This is a genomic window from Micromonospora sp. URMC 105 (genome assembly GCF_051386295.1).
Taxonomy (GTDB): Bacteria; Actinomycetota; Actinomycetes; order Mycobacteriales; family Micromonosporaceae; genus Micromonospora.
Genome location: NZ_JBPQTL010000060.1, coordinates 16,710 through 34,780, shown reverse-complemented (window position 1 = coordinate 34,780; position 18,071 = coordinate 16,710). Strand labels below are relative to the sequence as shown.

The 18,071-nt window shown below is 72.1% G+C and carries 12 protein-coding genes, 1 tRNA gene and 1 pseudogene; 6 read left to right on the top strand and 8 right to left on the bottom strand.

Going from position 1 to position 18,071, the window contains the following annotated elements; genetic code table 11:
* A partial coding sequence (locus tag ACSNN7_RS19280) for an MFS transporter (protein WP_436682220.1) occupies positions 1-1,158 on the bottom strand: 1,158 nt, incomplete at its 3' end.
* 322 nt (positions 1,159-1,480) lie between these two features.
* Between ACSNN7_RS19280 and ACSNN7_RS19275 the strand changes: the two genes are divergently transcribed.
* From ACSNN7_RS19275 to ACSNN7_RS19265, 3 genes are all read left to right on the top strand, one after another.
* On the top strand, positions 1,481-1,954 hold the full coding sequence (locus ACSNN7_RS19275; RefSeq protein WP_436682219.1) for a hypothetical protein: 474 nt from the start codon (positions 1,481-1,483) through the stop codon (positions 1,952-1,954).
* A gap of 208 nt (positions 1,955-2,162) precedes the next feature.
* The gene (locus tag ACSNN7_RS19270) at positions 2,163-4,775 is read left to right on the top strand and encodes a right-handed parallel beta-helix repeat-containing protein (RefSeq protein WP_436682218.1); all 2,613 of its coding nucleotides are present in this window, start codon (positions 2,163-2,165) and stop codon (positions 4,773-4,775) included.
* A gap of 146 nt (positions 4,776-4,921) precedes the next feature.
* Positions 4,922-7,528 carry a hypothetical protein gene (locus ACSNN7_RS19265; RefSeq protein ID WP_436682217.1) on the top strand — a complete coding sequence of 869 codons (2,607 nt, stop codon included), beginning with the start codon at positions 4,922-4,924 and terminating at the stop codon, positions 7,526-7,528.
* Between the two features lie 65 nt (positions 7,529-7,593).
* Here the strand turns inward: ACSNN7_RS19265 and ACSNN7_RS19260 are convergent, their stop codons facing one another.
* Positions 7,594-8,700: a calcium:proton antiporter gene (locus tag ACSNN7_RS19260; protein WP_436682216.1), complete on the bottom strand. Its 1,107-nt coding sequence runs from the start codon at positions 8,698-8,700 to the stop codon at positions 7,594-7,596.
* 482 nt (positions 8,701-9,182) lie between these two features.
* Between ACSNN7_RS19260 and ACSNN7_RS19255 the strand changes: the two are divergent.
* Positions 9,183-9,629: pseudogene (locus ACSNN7_RS19255) on the top strand (SRPBCC family protein); the annotation flags it as partial.
* Between the two features lie 463 nt (positions 9,630-10,092).
* On the opposite strand, the gene ACSNN7_RS19250 reads toward ACSNN7_RS19255, so the two are convergent.
* Together ACSNN7_RS19250 and ACSNN7_RS19245 are read right to left on the bottom strand one after the other, a co-directional pair.
* Positions 10,093-10,169 (bottom strand) — tRNA-Pro (locus ACSNN7_RS19250).
* Between the two features lie 198 nt (positions 10,170-10,367).
* Positions 10,368-11,261: a metallophosphoesterase gene (locus ACSNN7_RS19245; protein ID WP_436682215.1), complete on the bottom strand. Its 894-nt coding sequence runs from the start codon at positions 11,259-11,261 to the stop codon at positions 10,368-10,370.
* 25 nt (positions 11,262-11,286) lie between these two features.
* Between ACSNN7_RS19245 and ACSNN7_RS19240 the strand changes: the two genes are divergently transcribed.
* Positions 11,287-11,742, top strand: a complete 456-nt coding sequence (locus ACSNN7_RS19240) for a GatB/YqeY domain-containing protein (RefSeq protein WP_334455742.1) — start codon at positions 11,287-11,289, stop codon at positions 11,740-11,742.
* A 62-nt stretch (positions 11,743-11,804) separates the two neighbouring features.
* Here the strand turns inward: ACSNN7_RS19240 and ACSNN7_RS19235 are convergent, their stop codons facing one another.
* On the bottom strand, positions 11,805-14,249 hold the full coding sequence (locus ACSNN7_RS19235) for a penicillin-binding protein (protein WP_436682214.1): 2,445 nt from the start codon (positions 14,247-14,249) through the stop codon (positions 11,805-11,807).
* 404 nt (positions 14,250-14,653) lie between these two features.
* On the opposite strand from ACSNN7_RS19235, the gene ACSNN7_RS19230 reads away from it, so the two are divergent.
* Positions 14,654-14,974, top strand: a complete 321-nt coding sequence (locus ACSNN7_RS19230; protein ID WP_088959889.1) for a WhiB family transcriptional regulator — start codon at positions 14,654-14,656, stop codon at positions 14,972-14,974.
* Positions 14,975-14,980: 6 nt separating this feature from the next.
* Here ACSNN7_RS19230 and ACSNN7_RS19225 read toward each other — a convergent pair whose 3' ends face one another.
* The 3 genes from ACSNN7_RS19225 to ACSNN7_RS19215 are packed head-to-tail and all read right to left on the bottom strand — an operon-like array spanning position 14,981 to position 17,784.
* Entirely contained in the window at positions 14,981-16,132 is a 1,152-nt protein-coding gene (locus tag ACSNN7_RS19225; protein ID WP_436682213.1) for an ArsA family ATPase, read from the bottom strand.
* A 54-nt stretch (positions 16,133-16,186) separates the two neighbouring features.
* Positions 16,187-17,167: an ArsA-related P-loop ATPase gene (locus tag ACSNN7_RS19220; RefSeq protein ID WP_436682212.1), complete on the bottom strand. Its 981-nt coding sequence runs from the start codon at positions 17,165-17,167 to the stop codon at positions 16,187-16,189.
* A gap of 26 nt (positions 17,168-17,193) precedes the next feature.
* Positions 17,194-17,784, bottom strand: coding sequence for an Rv0361 family membrane protein (locus ACSNN7_RS19215; RefSeq protein ID WP_436682211.1), 591 nt, complete (start codon positions 17,782-17,784; stop codon positions 17,194-17,196).
* Positions 17,785-18,071 lie beyond the last annotated feature (287 nt).

Here is an 18,071-nt window from a genome sequence, read left to right as displayed (position 1 = left end):
GACGGCCACCCAGACCTTTCCGTCGGCCGCGCCGATCAGCGGACCGGCGGTGACCGGGCCGATCACCCCGCTGATCCCGAAGATCATCGAACTCATCGCGTTGTACCGGCCGCGCAGCTCGTCGGTGGCGAGCGCGTTGGTCAGCGCCGGCATCACCGGCGACAGCATGGTCTCGCCGAACCCGAAGATCGCCGCGCAGGCCACCACGCCGAGCGCCGCCACCAGCGCGTTGCCGGTGCCGATCAGGCCGGCCGCGCCGAGGGTCAACCAGGCGGTCGCGAAGACCGCGCCGACGACCGCGAGCGCCCCGGTACGGCTGCGCCCCTCCATCCGGCGGATCACCAGCAGCTGGGAGAGCACGATCATCACGGTGTTGCCGGCCAGCGCCCAGGCGACGACCCTCGGAGTCACCTCGACGACCCGGACGGCGTACGCGGTGAAGCCCACCTCGATCTGGGCGTACCCGCAGGTGGTGAGCACCAGGCCGAAGATCACCAGGCGGCGGAACGGTCGGTCTCGCAGCACGGTGAGGTAGCCCCCGCCGCGCGTCTTCGCACCGGCCGTCGCGGCGGCGAGCCGGCGCCCGACGTGCGGCAGGGTCAGCAGGATGATCGCGGGCGTCAGGTAGGTGAGCGCGTCGAGCAGGTAGATCAGCTGGAAGGTGGCCGGCCGGGCGACGTCGACGATCGCGCCGGAGGTCAGTCCGCCCACCCCGATGCCGAGGTTGAGCAGGGCGAAGTTCAACCCGTACACCCGCTGCCGCTCGTCGTCGGCGGTGAGCGAGGCGAGGATGGTGTTCTGGCCGGACCAGATCGCCGAGCCGCCGATCGCGATCACGGTGGCCACCCCGAACGCGGAGGCGGTGGAGTCGACCAGCGCGAGCGACCCGGTGCCGATCGCCTCGATCACCAGGGACGGCAGCACCACCCGGCGGGCGCCGAACCGGTCGATCAGCGTCCCGCCCAGCGGCGAGAGTGCCAGGGTGACCGCGCCGTACCAGCCGATCACCAGGCCGGCCCGCGGGTCGGAGAGGCCGCGCACGTCGGTCAGGTAGATGAACAGGAACGGCAGGGTGAGGCCGCGACCGATCGCCGACAGCAGGGTGCCGAGCAGGATGCGTCGGGCTTCCGGACGGCGGGGGAGGGATCGGCGCAGCATGCCGCGATTCTGTCCAGCGGGTCCGACAGGCCGCGACGGGATTTCCGCGGCCCCCGCGTCTGGGCCCGCCCCGGGCGTGACCGAACGCACGTCGCCGGGCCGCCGCGCAGCCGGCTCCGCGGTAGCCTGCGGCGGGACCGCTGACCGTCACCCGGCGTCGACCACGGTGACGTTGCTGTCGTACGCCACCCGAGGCGTCGGCGTCGCGGCCGCCTGGTCGGCCGCCGCCGCGTACGCCAGCCGGTTGGCCGATGCACGACTGGCGGCGGAGACGGAGCCTCCGGCCCACCGGGCTGTCGGTCGGTTCTGCCATGCTGGCCCGGTGAGCGTGACCTGGCGACACCTGCCCGCCCCGGCCCGCGAGATCGCCGGCGCGGCCACCGACGCCGTCGAGGCCGTGAAGGCCTGCGACGGTGAGGCGTACGAGGTGGCGACGGCGCGGCTCGCCGGCGCCGAGCGCTCCGGCCTGGTCCTCGGGGCGGTGGTGCGGCTGCTGCTGGAGGAGACCCACCCGGACGGGCTGGACGGTGACGACGTCCGGCAGGTGCTGGAGCACTGTGTCCGGTCGGTGGCCCCCTGGCGACCGGACGTCGACCCGCACGTCGTGCTGGTCCTGCTGGCCTCCGCGCTCGGTGTCTACGACGCGGGCGAGGACGACTCCCCGCCCGATCCGGCGGCCGTCGCCCGGCACGCGCCGCTGCTCGTCGCGGACCTGCTCGCGGTGACGGGCCGGCCGGTCGAGGGCTACCTGGCGGCGGCGTTCGCCGAGATCGAGCGCACCGAGCGGCACGACTGACCCATTCGGGCCGGACGACCAGGGGCGTGGGCAACAACCAGCTCTCCTGCGGCGGCGTGCGGGTCGGTGACGCCCCCGGCACCGTGGCCGCTACCCGTTGCGGCGCTGGCCGAACGGGTGAGGGCACCGACCGATCGGCGCTGATGAGAGCGGCAGTCGTCCCGATACGCTCCGGGCAAACATGATCGACTTGTCACGGGGGCGGTTGATGAACAGACGTGCGTGGGTACGACTCGCGGTCGTACCACTGGTCGGTGGCGCGGGCCTGGTGGTCCCGGCGGCGCCCGCGGCGCTCGCCGCGCCGGCACCGGTCACCCAGGCGGTGACCGACGAGCTGTACGTGAGCAACAAGGACTGCGCGCCGGGCGGCGACGGCAGTATGGACCGGCCGTTCTGCACCATCTCGGCGGCGGCGGGCGTGGCCCAGGCCGGGCAGACGGTGCTGGTGCAGTCGGGCAACTACCCGGAGGCGGTCGCCTTCACCCGCTCGGGCGTCGATGGCGCGCCGATCACCTTCCGGGCGGTCAACGGCCCGGACGGCCAGGTCGTCGTCGGCAACACCACCAGCGGGGCCGTGACCGGCATCGTCTTCACCCTCTCCGGCGTGCACGACGTCGCGATCGAGGGCTTCCGGCTGGTGAGCCCCGGCGACCAGCCCGCCCTGGTCGTCGACGGGGTCCAGCGGGTCACCGTCGACGGGGTCAGCGTCCTCGGGACACGCGCCCCGGGAGGCGCCGTCCAGGTCACCGGCGCGTCGGCCGACGTCACCGTCAGCCGCAGCTGGCTGGGGAGCGTGCCCGCCGGCGTGCCGACCCTCGTGGTCGCCCCGGGAGTCACCGGGACGGTGCTGACCAACAACCAGTTCGCCTACTCCGGGCTCCGGGTCACCGACGCGCCGGGCACCGTGATCACCAACAACACCCTCCTCACGAACTGTGGCCGGGGGATCGACGTGACCGGGGCCTCGACGGGCGTGTCGATCGAGAACAACATCGTGCGCACCAACCGGAGCCGGGAGGCGTGCAGCACCCCGGCGAACGCGACCGCCATCGCGGTCTCGACCGCGTCCGTGCCGGGCACGGTGCTGGACCACAACCTGATCGACCCGATCACGGGCGGTGCCCTCTACGCCTGGGGCGACGCGACGTACCAGGATCTGGCCGCCTTCCGGGCAGCGACCGGGCAGGGCGGGCACGACATCGTGGCGGACCCGCTGCTCGGTTTTCAGAAGGGCGGCGTGCGGCCCTGGTTCCCACTGGAGTCGAACTCGCCGGCGGTCGACTCCGGCAACGCCTCGGCCAAGGGCGTGACCCGCACGGACCTGCTGGGCAACCCGCGCAGCGACAACCCCCACGTCGCCAACACCGGCACCGGGAGCGGCTACCACGATCGGGGTGCGATCGAGGCGCAGGGCGGCGTGATCGGCGGCCAGATCGGCATCCAGCGCAAGCGCGGCAACGACCCGCTGGCCGTGACGGCGATGGCCGCCCCGCAGTACGCCTGGCCGACCGACGGTGACGGCGGCGCCATCGCGTACAAGTTCGGCGACGAGAAGTTCTGGCGGGTGACCGACGCCCGGACGCGCGACCACTCCTTCCGCCGGGGCGGGCCGGCCTGCGTGGCGACCCGGACCAGCTTCACCGGTTTCCGGGTGGCCGCCGAGTACAGCTACTCGCACTGCACGACGGTCGGGGCGCTCTACACGCCGGTGGCGCCGACCCGGCTGCTGGACACGCGCGCGGCGATCGGCACCGCCACCACCACGGCGGTGCCGCCGAAGGGTGAGGTCGTCCTGCCGGTGCCGAGCGTCGGCGGCGTGCCGGCCCGGGACATCACCGCGCTGGTCCTCAACGTCACGGTCACCAGGCCGACGGCGTCGGGCTTCATCACCGTCTATCCGGACGGCACCCCGCTGCCCACCTCGTCGAACGTCAACTTCGTCGCCAACGAGACCGTGCCGAACCTGGTCACCGTGCCGATGGGTGACGGCATCCGCTTCCGCAACACCAGCAGCGGCACCGTGCACCTGGTCGCTGACCTGCAGGGCTTCCACGGCCGGCAGGGCTCCGGCTTCAAGCCGCTCAGCCCGGTGCGGGTGCTGGACACCCGGACGTCGACGCCGGTGGCCGGGAACGCCGACCGGCAGCTGGACTTCGCCGGCCGGCTTCCGGCCGACGCGACGGCGGCGATCCTGAACGTGACGGTCACCAAGCCGACCACGGCCGGCGTGCTGAAGGTCTACCCGGACGGCTCGCCGGTGCCGGTGGCCTCGAACCTCAACTTCGTGGCCGGGCAGACGATCCCGAACCTGGTGATCGTGCCGGTGGTCGCCGGCAAGGTCATGATCCGCAACGCCGGCGCCGGCACCACCCACGTGGTCGCCGACCTGGCGGGCTACTTCGGCTCGGGTGCGTCCGGCGCCAACCAGCTCTACGTGCCGTCCGGGCCGGTCCGGATCGCCGACACCCGCGACGACTCGGGCTGGGTCAAGGTGGTCGCCGGCCCGCTCAGCAGGTACCAGAAGGCGCCGTTCCCGGTGCAGGGTGCGACGGGGTGTGACTTCGAGTGCCCGCGGCCGACCGCCGCCGTGCTGAACCTGACCGCCACCGCGCCGACGGCCGCGGGTGTGCTGACCGCGTACCCGGCGGACGAGGCGGCACCGACCGCGTCGAACGTCAACTTCGTCGCCCGCGAGACCGCCTCGAACCTGGCCGTGGTCAAGGTCGGCGCGAACGGTCAGGTCGCGGCGTTCAACAACAGCAGCGGCTACACCCACGCGATCGTCGACCAGTCCGGGTACTTCATCGCCCCGGCTTCCTGATCCCGAGGCTCCGGCCCGACCGTCCGCCCGGACGGTCGGCCCGGACCCGTCTCACCGTCGATATCGGCCGGTCGGCGGCCGTCCGCGACACATCGACCGGGGTACGCTGCCCCGGCACGTCACTCGTTCGTAATCACGGGGTGTCCATGAGAAGACCTGCCCGATCCCTGCTCGCGCTCGTACCCCTGATCGGGGCCGCGGGCCTGGTGGCGCCGCCGTCGCCCGCCGCCGTCGCGGCACCCGCGCCGACCGCCGCCTCGGCGGCCTCGGCCGGCTCGGAGCTGCACGTCAGCAGCACCGCCTGCGCACCGGACGGCGACGGCAGCGCGGAGGCGCCGTTCTGCACCATCTCGGCCGCCGCGGCCGTCGTGCAGCCCGGCCAGACCGTGCTCGTGCAGCCGGGGGCCTACCTGGAGACGGTCGCCTTCACCCGGTCCGGCACCGAGGCGGCACCGATCACGTTCCGGGCGGTCAACCTGCCCGAAGCGATGGTGCGGGTCGGCCGCTTCAACACCAGCTCCGTCACCGGCACGATCTTCACCTTCAGTCAGGTGCACGACGTGGTCGTGGAGGGCTTCACCGTCTACGGCGACAGCACGGGCACGGCACCCGTCGTGATGGTCGACGGCTCGTCCCGGGTCACCCTCGACGGCGGGGCCGTCCGCCAGGGGGTCGGCCCGCTGGGCGTACGGATCGCCGGGGCGTCCCGGGACGTGACCGTCAGCAGGAACTGGCTGCACGGCCTGGCCAAGGTCGGGCTGGCGGTCGAGGCGGGCGTCACCGGCACGACGGTCGTCGCCAACCAGCTTCCCGCCGGCCGCATGGTGTTCACCGACGCCCCCGGCACCACCGTCACCAACAACACCGTCCTCGCCTACTGCGGCCCCGGCATCGACGTCACCGGCACCTCGCCCGGCACCGTCATCGTGAACAACATCGTGAAGCCCTACGCCGATCAGGCGCCCTGCGCCAAGCCGGTCGCGCAGGCCGCCATCGCGGTGTCGGCGGAGTCGGTGCCGCAGACCGTCAGCCATCACAACCTGATCCACCCGACCGCCGGTTGGGCCCCGTACGCGTGGGCCGGCACCACCTATCCGGCCCTGGACGAGTTCCGGGCCGCCACCGGTCAGGGCGGGCACGACATCGTCGCCGACCCGCTGCTCGACCCCGCTGCGGGCGGGGACCGGGGCTACATCCGGGCGAAGCAGAGCTCACCGGCGGTGGACTCGGCCGACGCGACCGCCCGTGGCGTACCGGCCACCGACCTCTTCGGAAATCCGCACGCCGACGATCCGACGTGGAACAACACCGGAACCGGCAACGGTTACCACGACCGGGGCGCGGTCGAGCGGATCCAGGGGGCCAGCGCGAACATCGAGCCGCTGCACCGGACGATCGGCGCAGGCCCGCTCGACACCAAGCTCCGGGCCAGCACGCGATTCCAGTGGACGACCGACGGGCCGGGCGGCGGGTTCGCCTACAAGTACGACGACTCCCCCCTCTGGCGGACCGCCCGGTCGTCGCTCGACGCGGACCACCGGTTCCGGCGGGCAGGGAGCACCTGCGTGCGGGTGCGTGCCAGCTGGACCGACTACCGGTCGAGCGAAGGCAACGACTCGCGGTCGTGCGTGGTGCTCGGCGCGCACTACACGGCGATGGCACCGACCCGGGTGCTGGACACCCGGTCGGCGATCGGGGTGCCCACCACCACTCCGGTCCCGGCGAACTCCGAGGTGGTGCTGCCGATCGACAGCATCGGCGCGGTGCCGGCCGCGGACATCAGCGCGGTGGTCCTGAACGTGACCGTGACCCAGCCGACGGCCAACGGGTTCCTGACCGTCTACCCGGACGGCCAGGGCGTGCCGAGCGCATCGAACGTCAACTTCGTGGCCCGGGAGACGGTGCCGAACCTGGTGACCGTGCCGATGACCAACGGAAAGCTCAGGTTCCGGAACAGCGGCAGCGGAACGGTCCACGTGATCGCCGACCTGCAGGGCTGGTACGGGGCCGCCGGGCAGGGCTTCGCCGTCGGCACCCCGAAGCGGGTGCTGGACACCCGTACCGCGGGTGGCGCGCTCGCACCGAACAGCACCCGGCTGCTCGACCTGGACCTGAAGGTCTCCCCGGCCGCCACCGCGGTCGTCCTCAACGTCACGGTCACCGGCCCGCAGGCCAACGGTGTGCTGAAGCTCTTCCCGTACGGCTCGGCGGTGCCGACCGCGTCGAACCTGAACTTCGTCACCGGCCAGACCATCCCGAACCTGGTGATCGTGCCGGTGACGGACCTCAAGCTGAACATCCACAACGCCAGTTCCGGCAGCACCCACGTGATCGCGGACCTGGCCGGCCACTTCGGGCCGGACGGCCAGCTGAGCTACGTGCCGAACGGGCCGCTGCGGATCGCCGACACCCGGGACGGCACGGGCGTGTACAACCGGGGCACCACGCCGCTCCAGCCGCGGGAGACGATCACCGTCGCGCCGAACGCCAGCAACCTGGCCTGCTGCGTGACGCCCGCCGCGGTGGTGGCGAACCTGACCGTCACCGGGCCGACCGCCTCGGGGGTCCTCATCGCGCACCCGGCGGACGAGGTGCGGCCGACCGTGTCGAACGTCAACTTCGTGGCCGGCGAGACCGCGTCGAACCTCGCCATCGTCGGGACCGACGGCGGGTTGAAGCTGTACAACAGCAGCTCGGGCACCACCCACACGGTCGTCGACCAGGCGGGCGTCTTCATCACACCGCAGTACTGACCTGTTCCGACAGCGGCCGCGCCCCCGACCGGGGGCGCGGCCGCCGTGCATGGCGGACCCGTCGGTCAGGGGCTCGCGGCGAGGAAGACGAACGCGGCCAGCAGCACCAGGTGCACCCCGCCCTGGAGCACGGTCGCCCGGCCTGGGACCACGGTCAGCACCCCGGTCACCACGGTCAGCGCGAACAGGGCCAGTTGGGTGCCGCCGAGGCCGAGCAGCAGCGGCCCCTCCAGCCAGATCGAGGCGAGGGCGATCGCGGGGATGGTCAGACCGATGCTGGCCATCGCGGAGCCGAGGGCGAGGTTGAGACTGATCTGCACCCGGTCCCGCCGGGCCGCCCGGGCCGCCGCGAGGGTCTCGGGGAGCAGCACCAGCAGCGCGATGACCACGCCCACGAAGGACTGCGGAAGGTTCGCGACGGCGACGCCCGCCTCGATGGCGGGGGAGACGGTCTTCGCCAGGCCGACCACGGCGACCAGCGAGACGAGTAGCAGGGCCAGGCTGGCCAGCGCGGTCGGCGTCGACGGCGGGTCGGCGTGCTGGTCGCCGTCGGCGTCCAGCAGCCTGCCGTCGCGGGCGACGGGGAGGAAGTAGTCGCGGTGCCGGCCGGTCTGCACCATGACGAAGAGGCCGTAGAGGGCGAGTGACGCCACCGCGGCGAAGGCCAGCTGGGCGGGGGAGAACTCGGGTCCGGGGCGGCTGGTGGTGAAGCTCGGTACCACCAGGCTCAGGGTGGCGAGGGTGGCCACGGTGGCCAGCGCCCCGCCGGTGCCCTCGGAGTTGAACACCGCCACCCGGCGGCGGAACGCGGCGATCAGCAGGGACAGCCCGAGGATGCCGTTGCAGGTGATCATGACGGCGGCGAAGACGGTGTCCCGGGCCAGTGACTGGGCCTTCTCCCCGCCACTGATCATCAGGGTGACGATCAGCGCGACCTCGATGACGGTCACGGCGACCGCGAGCACCAGCGAGCCGTACGGTTCACCGACCTTGTGCGCGACCACCTCGGCGTGGTGGACGGCGGCGAGCACCGCGCCGGCCAGCAAGGCGGCCACCAGCGCGACCACGACCCCGGGCAGGTCGCGACCCCAGGTGAGGATGAGCAGCACGACCGCGAGGATGGGTATGAATACGGTCCAGTTGGTCAAACGGGATCGAATCAGCGCGATCATGCCGTCAACAATGCCAGGCGCGCCGACCGAAAGCCGAGCGTAACCACCCGGACGCTGATCGCCGACGCCGCCTGCCCGACCGCCGAACGGTGCGTCCCGGCCGCCTCCGGCGGCACCCACGGTTACGGCCGCTCGGGCCGCAGCGCATCGTCGATACCCGGCAGCCCGTCGGCCTGGAGGGCGCACGCTCGCCGGCCAGCTCTATCCGGCCGAGAAGATCGCCCTCGTGCCGGCGTCGCAGCGTACCGGCCGTCCGGCAGCCACCGCCGAGGTGCTCAACCTGACGGGTCACTGGGCCGAGCGCGCCGGGCGCGCCCGCGTCCTGACGTACCACCGGCGCCGGCGTCCCCCGTGACCAGCGGGTGACGCCGGCTTCGGCCTTTTTTCGGTTGAGCCGCCCGTCCGGGGGTAGGGATTTCAGTGGACGAGAACGCTGCTCCCTCCCGCGTGGAGGGAGGTCGACCGGAACGAGGAGGATTGCCATGACCACCGTGGTCGAGAAGTCGATCGAAGTCGACGTCCCGGTCAGCACCGCCTACAACCAGTGGACGCAGTTCGAGGAGTTCCCCCGCTTCATGGGTGGGGTGCAGGAAGTGCGCCAGCTCGACGACCAGCGGATGCACTGGGTCGCCCAGATCGGCGGGGTCAAGCGCGAGTGGGACGCGCGGGTCCTGGAGCAGGTGCCGGACCAGAAGGTCGCCTGGGCGGCGACCGAGGGCGCGACCAACGCCGGCGCGGTCTACTTCCAGCCGGTGGGCGCGGGCCGCACGATGGTCCGGCTGCACCTGGAGTACGAGCCGGAGGGGCTGGTCGAGAAGGCCGGCGACAAGCTGAACATCGTCGAGAAGCAGGCCGAGTCGGACCTGGAGAAGTTCAAGAGCTTCATCGAGTCCCGGGGCGCCGAGACCGGTGCCTGGCGTGGCTCGGTCGGCGAGGGGCACGGCGTGGGTACGCCGGGCGTCGCGCACGCGGCGTCGTCGCAGGGTGACAGCGGCAAGGCCGGTGTCTCGGGTACCGCGGTCGCGGCCGGTGCCGCCGCCGCGGGTGCCGCGGTCGCCGCCGGGCTCGCCGCCGCGAAGCACCGCGACGGCGACGACGAGGACCGCACGCCGACCACCACCACCGAGACCGAGTACGTGGTGACCGACGTCGAGGTCGTGCCCGAGCCGACGGCGACCACCTACCCGGGTGGCCCGGTCAGCGAGCCGAACCGCCCGCTCTGACGTACGCCGGAAGGGCCCGGCGGACCGACCACCCGGTCGGACCGCCGGGCCCTTCCCTGTCCTGGGCCGTGGCGTCGTCCGCCGCGTTCCCGCTGCCGCTCGGGGAGCCGGCGGACCCCGATACGAGTCAAGGCCCCTCCGTGGAGGGGCCTTGACCTTCACTTACCTCTGGTCGGGGTGGCCGGATTCGAACCGACGACCTCTTCGTCCCGAACGAAGCGCGCTACCAAGCTGCGCCACACCCCGAGGCGTGCCGACAAATAGTAGCCCACCCGGTCCGATGGTCAAACTCGGTACCCCCTCCACCCGGCCCGCCGCGGTGACGGCCCCGGTCCGGGCCGTCGCCGCAGCCAGGGTCGTCCTCCTGAGTCATTCACGTCATCAGCTCGAAAGGGCTCCCGAGGCCCCCTTCGACCGGGCGCGACACGCCGGAGGCGGCGAGCCTCAGCGCGGGATGAGGGTCAGCACGCTCGCCTCCGGCGGGCAGGCGAACCGCACCGGGGCGGTGGGGTGGGTGCCCAGGCCGGCGGAGACGTGCAGCCAGGAGTCCGAGCCGGGCCAGCGGTGCAGCCCGCGCGCCATCGACCGGGGCAGCCCGCAGTTGGTCACCAGCGCCCCGTAGCCGGGCACGCAGACCTGGCCACCGTGGGTGTGCCCGGCGAGCAGCAGGCCGAAGCCGTCCGCGGCCATCCGGTCCAGCAGCGCCGGCTCGGGGGAGTGCGCCAGCGCGATCGTCAGGTCGGCCGAGGCGGAGACCGGGCCGGCCACGGATTCGTAGTCGTCCCGTTCGATGTGCGGGTCGTCCACGCCGACCAGCTCCACCAGGCGGCCCCCGGCCTTCACCGACGTACGGGCGTTGTTGAGGTCCGCCCAGCCGGCTCCGGTGAACACGCCCCGCAGCTCCTCGTACGGCAGCGCGGCGCCCTCGGTGTACTCCCGGTCGGGCAGGAAGTAGGTGAACGGGTTCTTCCAGACCGGCCCGGTGTAGTCGTTCGACCCGAAGACGAACGCGCCCGGATAGTCGAGCAGCGGTTGCAGGGCCCGCAGCACGCCGGGGACGGCGTCGGGGTGGGCCATGTTGTCGCCGGTGACCACCACCAGGTCCGGGTCCAGGGCGGCCAGCGACGCCACCCACTGCTGCTTGCGCGCCTGGTCGGGCATCATGTGCAGGTCCGACAGGTGCAGCACGCGCAGCGGTTCCGCGTCGGCCGGCAGCACCGGCACGTCGTACCGCCGCAGGGTGAACATGTTGCGCTCGACGAGCGACGCGTACGCCAGGGTGGCCGCTCCCGCGGCGACGGTTCCGGCGGCCAGGCGGAATAGTGTGCGCTTTCGCATGGCGTTCAGGGTAGTTTGACCGTCCATGAGCACGCTGAAGGACCGCCTCACTGCCGACATGCGCGCCGCACTCAAGGCGCGCGACGAGCTGACCACCTCCACCCTGCGGATGGCCCTCGCGGCCGTCGGCACGGCCGAGGTCGCCGGCAAGGCCAAGCGCGAGCTCACCGACGACGAGGTGCTCGCGGTGCTGACCAAGGAGGCGAAGAAGCGGCGTGAGGCCGCCACCGCCTTCGCCGAGGCGGGCCGGGGTGACCAGGCCGCCAAGGAGACCGCCGAGGGCGAGGTGCTGGACCGCTACCTGCCCAAGCAGCTCTCCGACGACGAGCTGTCGGAGCTGGTCGCGGGGGCGCTCGCCGCCGGTGGCTTCACCGGCAAGGCGCAGATGGGCCCGGCCATGAAGGCGGCCCAGGCCGCGGTGGCCGGCCAGGCCGAGGGGGGCCGGGTGGCCGCCGAGGTACGCCGACAGCTCGGCCTCTGATCCGCGTACGCGAAACGGGCGGGCACCCCCTCGCAGGGTGCCCGCCCGTTCGTCTGCCTACGTCAGCCGCGTGGTCGGCCGGGGGGTCGTCCCGTCCCCGGCGGTGCCGCCGGGCCGCCGCCCGGGGTGGCCGTGCCGGGCGTAGTGCCGCCGCCGCTGCTCACCTGGATGGTGACCACGCCGCCCTTGATGGTCCGGCCCTCCGGGCTGGTGCCGGCGGCCGTGCCCGGCGGGCAGTTCGACGTGACCTTGATGTCCGAGACGACCGCTTCGAACCCGGCGCCGTTGATCCGGGACTTGGCGGAGTTCAGGTCCTGGCAGGTGACGCTCGGGATGGAGCGCTGGTCGCCTTCGGAGATCTTCCTGCCCGGTGGCTCGAAGTTGATCCGGTCCTTGCCCTCCATCGCGTCGCGGAGCGTCTCGATGACCGGTGGGTTGATGCCGTCGGGCTGGTTGTGCTTCATCTTGACGTTGGTCTGCGGCCAGTCCGGGTCGGCCATGATGCCGGCGACTGCGTACTGCTTGGTCATCGCGACCAGGGCGGCGGTCTTCTCCGAGTCGGTGGTGCCGGACTTGCCGGCCACCGGCGCCTTGACGGTCGTCTTCACCTGGCGGGCGGTACGGCTGTCGCCGCACTTGCTGGTGGAGGAGTTGTCACCGACCGGGCAGCGGGCGGCGTCCACGGCGGCCCGGGCCACCTCGGTGCTGACCCGCTTCTCGCAGCGCGGCTTGGCGATGTCGAGCTTGTTGCCCTCGGGGTCCTTGATCTCCTGTACCGGAATCGGCTCGCAGTACTTGCCGTCCGCGGCGAGGGTCGCATACGCGTTGGCCAGCTCCAGCGGGGTGGTCTGCGAGACGCCCAGGGTGAAGGCGCCCCACTGGTGCGCCGAGTCCTTGGTGCCGGCGAACTTGGCGTCGTTGGCCGCCCGGAACTGGATGCCGAGGCGCTTGGCCGCGTCGACCACGTTCTCCGCGCCGACCTGCTGCTGCAGCGGGACGAAGTAGGTGTTGGTCGACTGGGAGAAGGCGCTCCACATGTTCAGCGGGCCGCCGGCCTTGCCGGTCGAGTTGGTCGGGCAGTAGAAGTGCGTGCCCGGGCAGGCGGCCGGGGAGCTGCTGTCGATGATGTACTCGGACTTGAACCGCTGCTGGGCGTTGATGGTGTAGCCGAGCGGAATGCCCTTCTCCAGGGCGGCGACGATGGTGAAGATCTTGAAGGTCGAGCCCGCCTGGTAGCCGGTGATGCCCTGGCCGCCGGTGAGCAGCGGGTTGACCGTGTTCGGGTAGTTACCGCGGATCTTCTTCTTGGCCTTCGCCGGGTCGCTGGAGATCTTGTTCTTCGGGTTCTTCGGGTCGTCGATCTTGAAGGAGCGGTTCACCGCGAGGGCGCGGACCCGGCCGGTGCCGGGCTCGACCACGGCGACCATGGCCGCCTCCTTGGCGCCTTCCTTCTTGGCCTTGCGGACCGCCTTGTCAGCGCCGCGCTGGGCCTGGGCGTCGAGGGTGGTGATGATGGTGTAGCCGCCGCTCTTGAGCCGGCGTTCCCGGTCGTAGGTGGTCGAGCCGAAGGTCTCCTGCTGCATCCACCAGCGGTAGAAGTAGTCGCAGAAGAAGCCCCAGCCCTTCTCGTTGGTGGAGACGCAGCCGTTGGGGGTGCGCTTGTCCTTGACCACCATCGGGGCCGCCTTGGCGGCGTCGGCCTCCTGCTGGCCGATGGCGCCGATCTTGACCATGTTGTCGATGACGTAGTTGCGCCGGTCCAGGGCCAGGGGGCGGCCGCTGCGGGTGGTCGGGTCGTTGGTGGTCGGCGCCTTCACCATGCCGGCCAGCATCGCGGCTTCCTCGAGCTTGAGCTTGCTCGGCGGCTTGCCGAAGTAGACCTGGCTGGCGGCGTAGATGCCGTACGCGCCGTTGCCGAACGAGGCGATGTTCAGGTAGCGCTCCAGGATCTCGTCCTTGGAGAACTCCTTGTCGATCTGGATCGCGTAGCGCATCTCGCGCAGCTTGCGGGCGCTGGTGTCCTCGGTCGCGGCGACCACGTCGGCCGGGTGCGTCGCCGAGTAGGCGATCGCCAGGCGGACGTACTGCATGGTCAGCGTCGAGGCGCCCTGCTGTGAGCTGGTGCCGGACTGGTTGTTGACGAACGCGCGCGCCACACCGTTGAGGTCGACGCCGTTGTGCTTGTAGAAGTCGTGGTCCTCGGCGGCGATGATCGCCTTCTGCATCACCGGCGCGATGTCGGGCAGCTTCACGTCCCGACGGTTCTCGTCGTACATGGTCGCCAGCGGGGTCTTGCCGTCGGAGGCGAGCAGATAGCTGATCTGCGGCGCGCGGGCCACTGTCAGCTCCTTCGGCAGCGCGCCGAAGGTCTGCGCTCCGGCCTTCGCCGCCAAGCCGGACATCGCCACCGCGGGGAAGGCCGCCGCCGCGACCACCACGCCGGCCAACAGGCCACAGACAAGCAGCGATGCGGCGTTGGTCAGCACATTGTGGTCACGTTTCCGCATCCAGGTCACCTCGACAGGGTACGCGAGTAGGGAACGAGGGGCGCTGGGGCGTTCTTTCCCCATTTCCTGCGCGCGCCGACCTCGTTGTGCTAAACGCACGACCCCCGGTCCGTGGTTGCGTGTGACCTGCCGCGAGTCTCCACCGAACGGTGGAACCTCCGCAGCGTTTTCACCTACTCGGGCCGGGTAAGCGGCGGGCGAAGGCCCGGTAAGCCGGGAGTGTCCGGAATGATGGATTTCGCCGACAACGTTGCGTAATCAGGCGACTACAGAGCATGATGGTGGCGGCGACAGAGCCACACGTCGTCCGTGCCTCCTTGGGGAAGGAACGGGCCGGACGACCGGGGGGAATTCACGGCTGGTCGCACGAGGTCGGTAGGTACTGCAAGGGGGGACGTGTACACATGGGCATGATCACTGACTGGCCGTCACTGGCGGCGTGTCAGAACGGGGACCCGGACGCGTTGTTCGTACAGGGCGCCGAACAGAACGTGGCGAAGAGGATCTGCCGGAGCTGCCCAGTTCGGTACGAGTGCCTGGCCGACGCGCTCGACAACCGGATCGAGTTCGGGGTGTGGGGTGGCATGACCGAACGCGAACGCCGCGCGCTGCTGCGCCGGCACCCGCAGGTGACGAGCTGGCGCAAGATGTTCGAGGCCGCGATGAAGAAGAACGCCAAGGACAAGACCGGCAAGGACAAGGTCCTGGTCACCGCCGCCGGCTGACGCCGGTCACGGCCGGCTGATCGCCGCGCCGATCGTCCGCAGCCCGTCGACGTCGTGCACGTCGGCGGGCTGCGCCGTCACCGACACCGCCGGCACCGACGGGAACGCCTCGGTGAACCGCGCCGCCACGTGCTGCTCGCGTACCGCCTGCTGGGCCAGCGCGGCGTGGGCCCGCAGCACGTCGACGGTCGCCTCGTGGCCGCCCAGCTCCGCCAGCCGTGCCGCGGCGGCGGCGCTCTCCGCCGCGCCCAGGTCGGGCACCGCCGGCCGGTGCACCCGGTTGAGCACCAGGCCGGCCAGCGGCATCCGCTCCTCGCGCAGCCGACCCGCGAAGTAGGCGGCCTCCCGGACCGCGTCCGGCTCCGGCGCCGCGACCAGCAGGAACGCCGTCTCCCGCGCCTGCAGGATGCGGTACGTCTGCTCGGCCCGCTGCCGGAAGCCGCCGAACATCGAGTCCAGCGCGGCGACGAAGCCGGAGAGGTCGGTGAGCAGCTGCGCGCCGAGCACCTTCTGCACCACCTTGGAGAACATCCCGAAGCTGGCGGTGACGAAGCTGAACATGCTCCGCCCCCCGCTGCGCGCCGGCGCCAGCAGCAGCCGCAGCATCCGCCCGTCGAGGAAACGAGAGAGCCGGGCCGGGGCGTCCAGGAAGTCCAGCGCCGAGCGCGACGGCGGGGTGTCGACCACGATCAGGTCCCACTCGCCGCGGGCGTGCAGCTGGCCCAGCTTCTCCATCGCCATGTACTCCTGCGTGCCGGCGAAGGTGGAGCTCATGGCCTGGTAGAACGGGTTGGCGAAGATTTCCGCCGCCTTCGCCGGATCGGTGTGCTGCAGCACCACGTCGTCGAAGGTGCGCTTCATGTCCAGCATCATGGCGTGCAGCTCGCCGCCGCTGGCCTCGATGTCGAGCCCCTTGACCTGGCGCGGGGTGTTGTCCAGCTCGGTCAGGCCCAGCGACTGGGCCAGCCGGCGGGCCGGGTCGATGGTGAGCACCACGGTGCGCCGGCCGTGCCGCTCGGCCGCCCGCAGCGCGAGCGCGGCGGCGGTGGTCGTCTTACCCACCCCGCCGGCGCCGCAGCACACGACGATCCGCACGCCGGGGTCGGCGAGGATCTGGTCGACGTCCAGCCGGGGCGCCGCGTCTTCGGAAGGCACCAATCGAGCGTATCGGGCCGGTGGGGTCCGCGCGCCCGCGCCGAGGTCAGGTGTGAGTCAATCGGCCCGGCCGAGCAGCTCGGCGAGGCGTTCCAGCCCTGCCCGGTCCACCCCGTCGGGCAGCAGCGGCAGCTCGGTCAGGGGCAGCCTCAGCTCCACCAGGTCGGTGCGGAGGGAGTCCTCCAGCTCGCGCCGGACCTGCTGGTCCCGTGCCTCGCCGGCCAGGCCAACCACGGTCGCCCGGTCGGCCGGCAGCCCGGCGGCGAGCAGCCCCCGCTTCAGCTCCGCCTGGGTCACCTCGCGCCCGGCCGGCACCGGCGGCCGGGCACCGTTGACGATCACCCGCCCGACGCCGAAGCCCAGCTTGGTCAGCTCGGCGATCGCGTCGACCGTCTCCTGGACCGGCATCTCCTCCAGCAACGTGACCACGTGCACCGCGGTCATCGGGGAGCGCAGCAGCGCGGAGACCCCCTCGCTCTGGGTCTTGATCGGGCCGACCTTGGCCAGCCGGGCGGTCTCCGCGGTCACGTTGAGGAAGCGCCCGATCCGCCCGGTGGGCGGCGCGTCCAGCACCACCGCGTCGTAGACGCGCCGCTGCCCGGCGGTGCGCGTGGTGGCCTCCTTCACCTTGCCGGTGAGCAGCACGTCCCGCAGCCCCGGCGCAATGGTGGTGGCGAAGTCGATGGCCCCGAGCTTGCGCAGCGCCCGCCCGGCGGCCCCGAGCTTGTAGAACATGTCGAGGTACTCGAGCAGGGCCTCCTCGGCGTCCACCGCCAGGGCCCGCACCTCCCCGCCGCCGGGGGCGTCGGTGAGGTGCCGCTCCTCGTACGGCAGCGGCTCGGTGCCGAAGAGCTGGGCGATGCCCTGCCGCCCCTCGACCTCGACCAGCAGGGTGCGCCGGCCGCCGGCGGCCAGGGCCAGCGCCAGGGCCGCCGCCACGCTGGTCTTGCCGGTGCCGCCCTTGCCGGTGACCACGTGCAGACGGGCCGGCCAGCCGGGGTGGGCCGGTTCGGCCGGCCGTTCTGCTGCTGCTCGCACCCGTCGAGCCTATCCACCCGGCGGCGTCAGGCCACCTCGCAGACCCACCAACCCGTCTTGCGTACGACCGTGAAGCGCAGCGACTGCTCGGCGACCTTCTCGTCGGCGGTGGTCATGGTCACCTTGGTGCTGACCGTGGCCCGGTCGCCGTTCTGGTTGTCCACCTTCGGGCTGGCCCAGCGGAAGCGGGGGTTGGCGTAGCCGGCGGCGTACTTCTGCACCTCCGCGACCTTGGCGTCGAGCTTGTCCTGGTCCCGGGCGTCGGAGCAGACGTGCTCGGCGGCCTTCTTCGCGTCCCGGTCCCGGTAGACGGCGGTCAGGAAGTTCTCCACCGCCACCGCCGGCTCCTTCGCGCCCTCGCCGTCCTCGGTGTTCCGCAGGGCCAGGAAGGCCGCGGTCCCGCCGCCGCCGCAGAGCAGGACGGCCGCCGCCAGTACGAGCGAGACGATGAGCAGGCCGCGTCGGCGCTTGGCGACCGGCGCCTGGTACGCCGGGTACGCGGCCGGGGGCGGCGGGATGGCGCCCGGTCCGGACCCGTCGGAGGAGATCGGGCCGGTGCTCTCGGGCGCGGGGGTGTCCGGCGTTCCGGTCGGCCCGTCGTTCGGCGGTTGGGTCATGTGGTTCCCCCGGGGGATGGGCGTCCCCGCCGCCCTGGGCGTGGACACGGGTTCGGGCGTGGCGGGCGGCGTCGCTCCGCCCGTCCGAGGCAGAAGGGTAGCGGTCGCCGGGCGCGCCGGGGTGCAGGCGTTCACGAGCCCTCGGCCCGTGTGGTCACGTTCCGGACGGGGCATGTGTCGCATATGTGACTCCACGTGATCAACCATGCGCGTCCCGTTGTGGCCGTCCAGGCATCGGTCCTACGTTCGTGCCGGCGGGGGAGCGGGTCGGGCGGTGGATCCCGATT

Excerpts from the sequence above, each read along its gene's own strand:
- ACSNN7_RS19270 (WP_436682218.1), top strand. The coding sequence starts at position 2,163 with ATGAACAGACGTGCGTGGGTACGACTCGCGGTCGTACCACTGGTCGGT.
- ACSNN7_RS19245 (WP_436682215.1), bottom strand. The coding sequence starts at position 11,261 with ATGCGAAAGCGCACACTATTCCGCCTGGCCGCCGGAACCGTCGCCGCG.
- ACSNN7_RS19230 (WP_088959889.1), top strand. The coding sequence starts at position 14,654 with ATGGGCATGATCACTGACTGGCCGTCACTGGCGGCGTGTCAGAACGGG.
- ACSNN7_RS19235 (WP_436682214.1), bottom strand. The coding sequence starts at position 14,249 with ATGCGGAAACGTGACCACAATGTGCTGACCAACGCCGCATCGCTGCTT.
- ACSNN7_RS19215 (WP_436682211.1), bottom strand. The coding sequence starts at position 17,784 with ATGACCCAACCGCCGAACGACGGGCCGACCGGAACGCCGGACACCCCC.
- ACSNN7_RS19240 (WP_334455742.1), top strand. The coding sequence starts at position 11,287 with ATGAGCACGCTGAAGGACCGCCTCACTGCCGACATGCGCGCCGCACTC.
- ACSNN7_RS19265 (WP_436682217.1), top strand. The coding sequence starts at position 4,922 with ATGAGAAGACCTGCCCGATCCCTGCTCGCGCTCGTACCCCTGATCGGG.
- ACSNN7_RS19260 (WP_436682216.1), bottom strand. The coding sequence starts at position 8,700 with ATGATCGCGCTGATTCGATCCCGTTTGACCAACTGGACCGTATTCATA.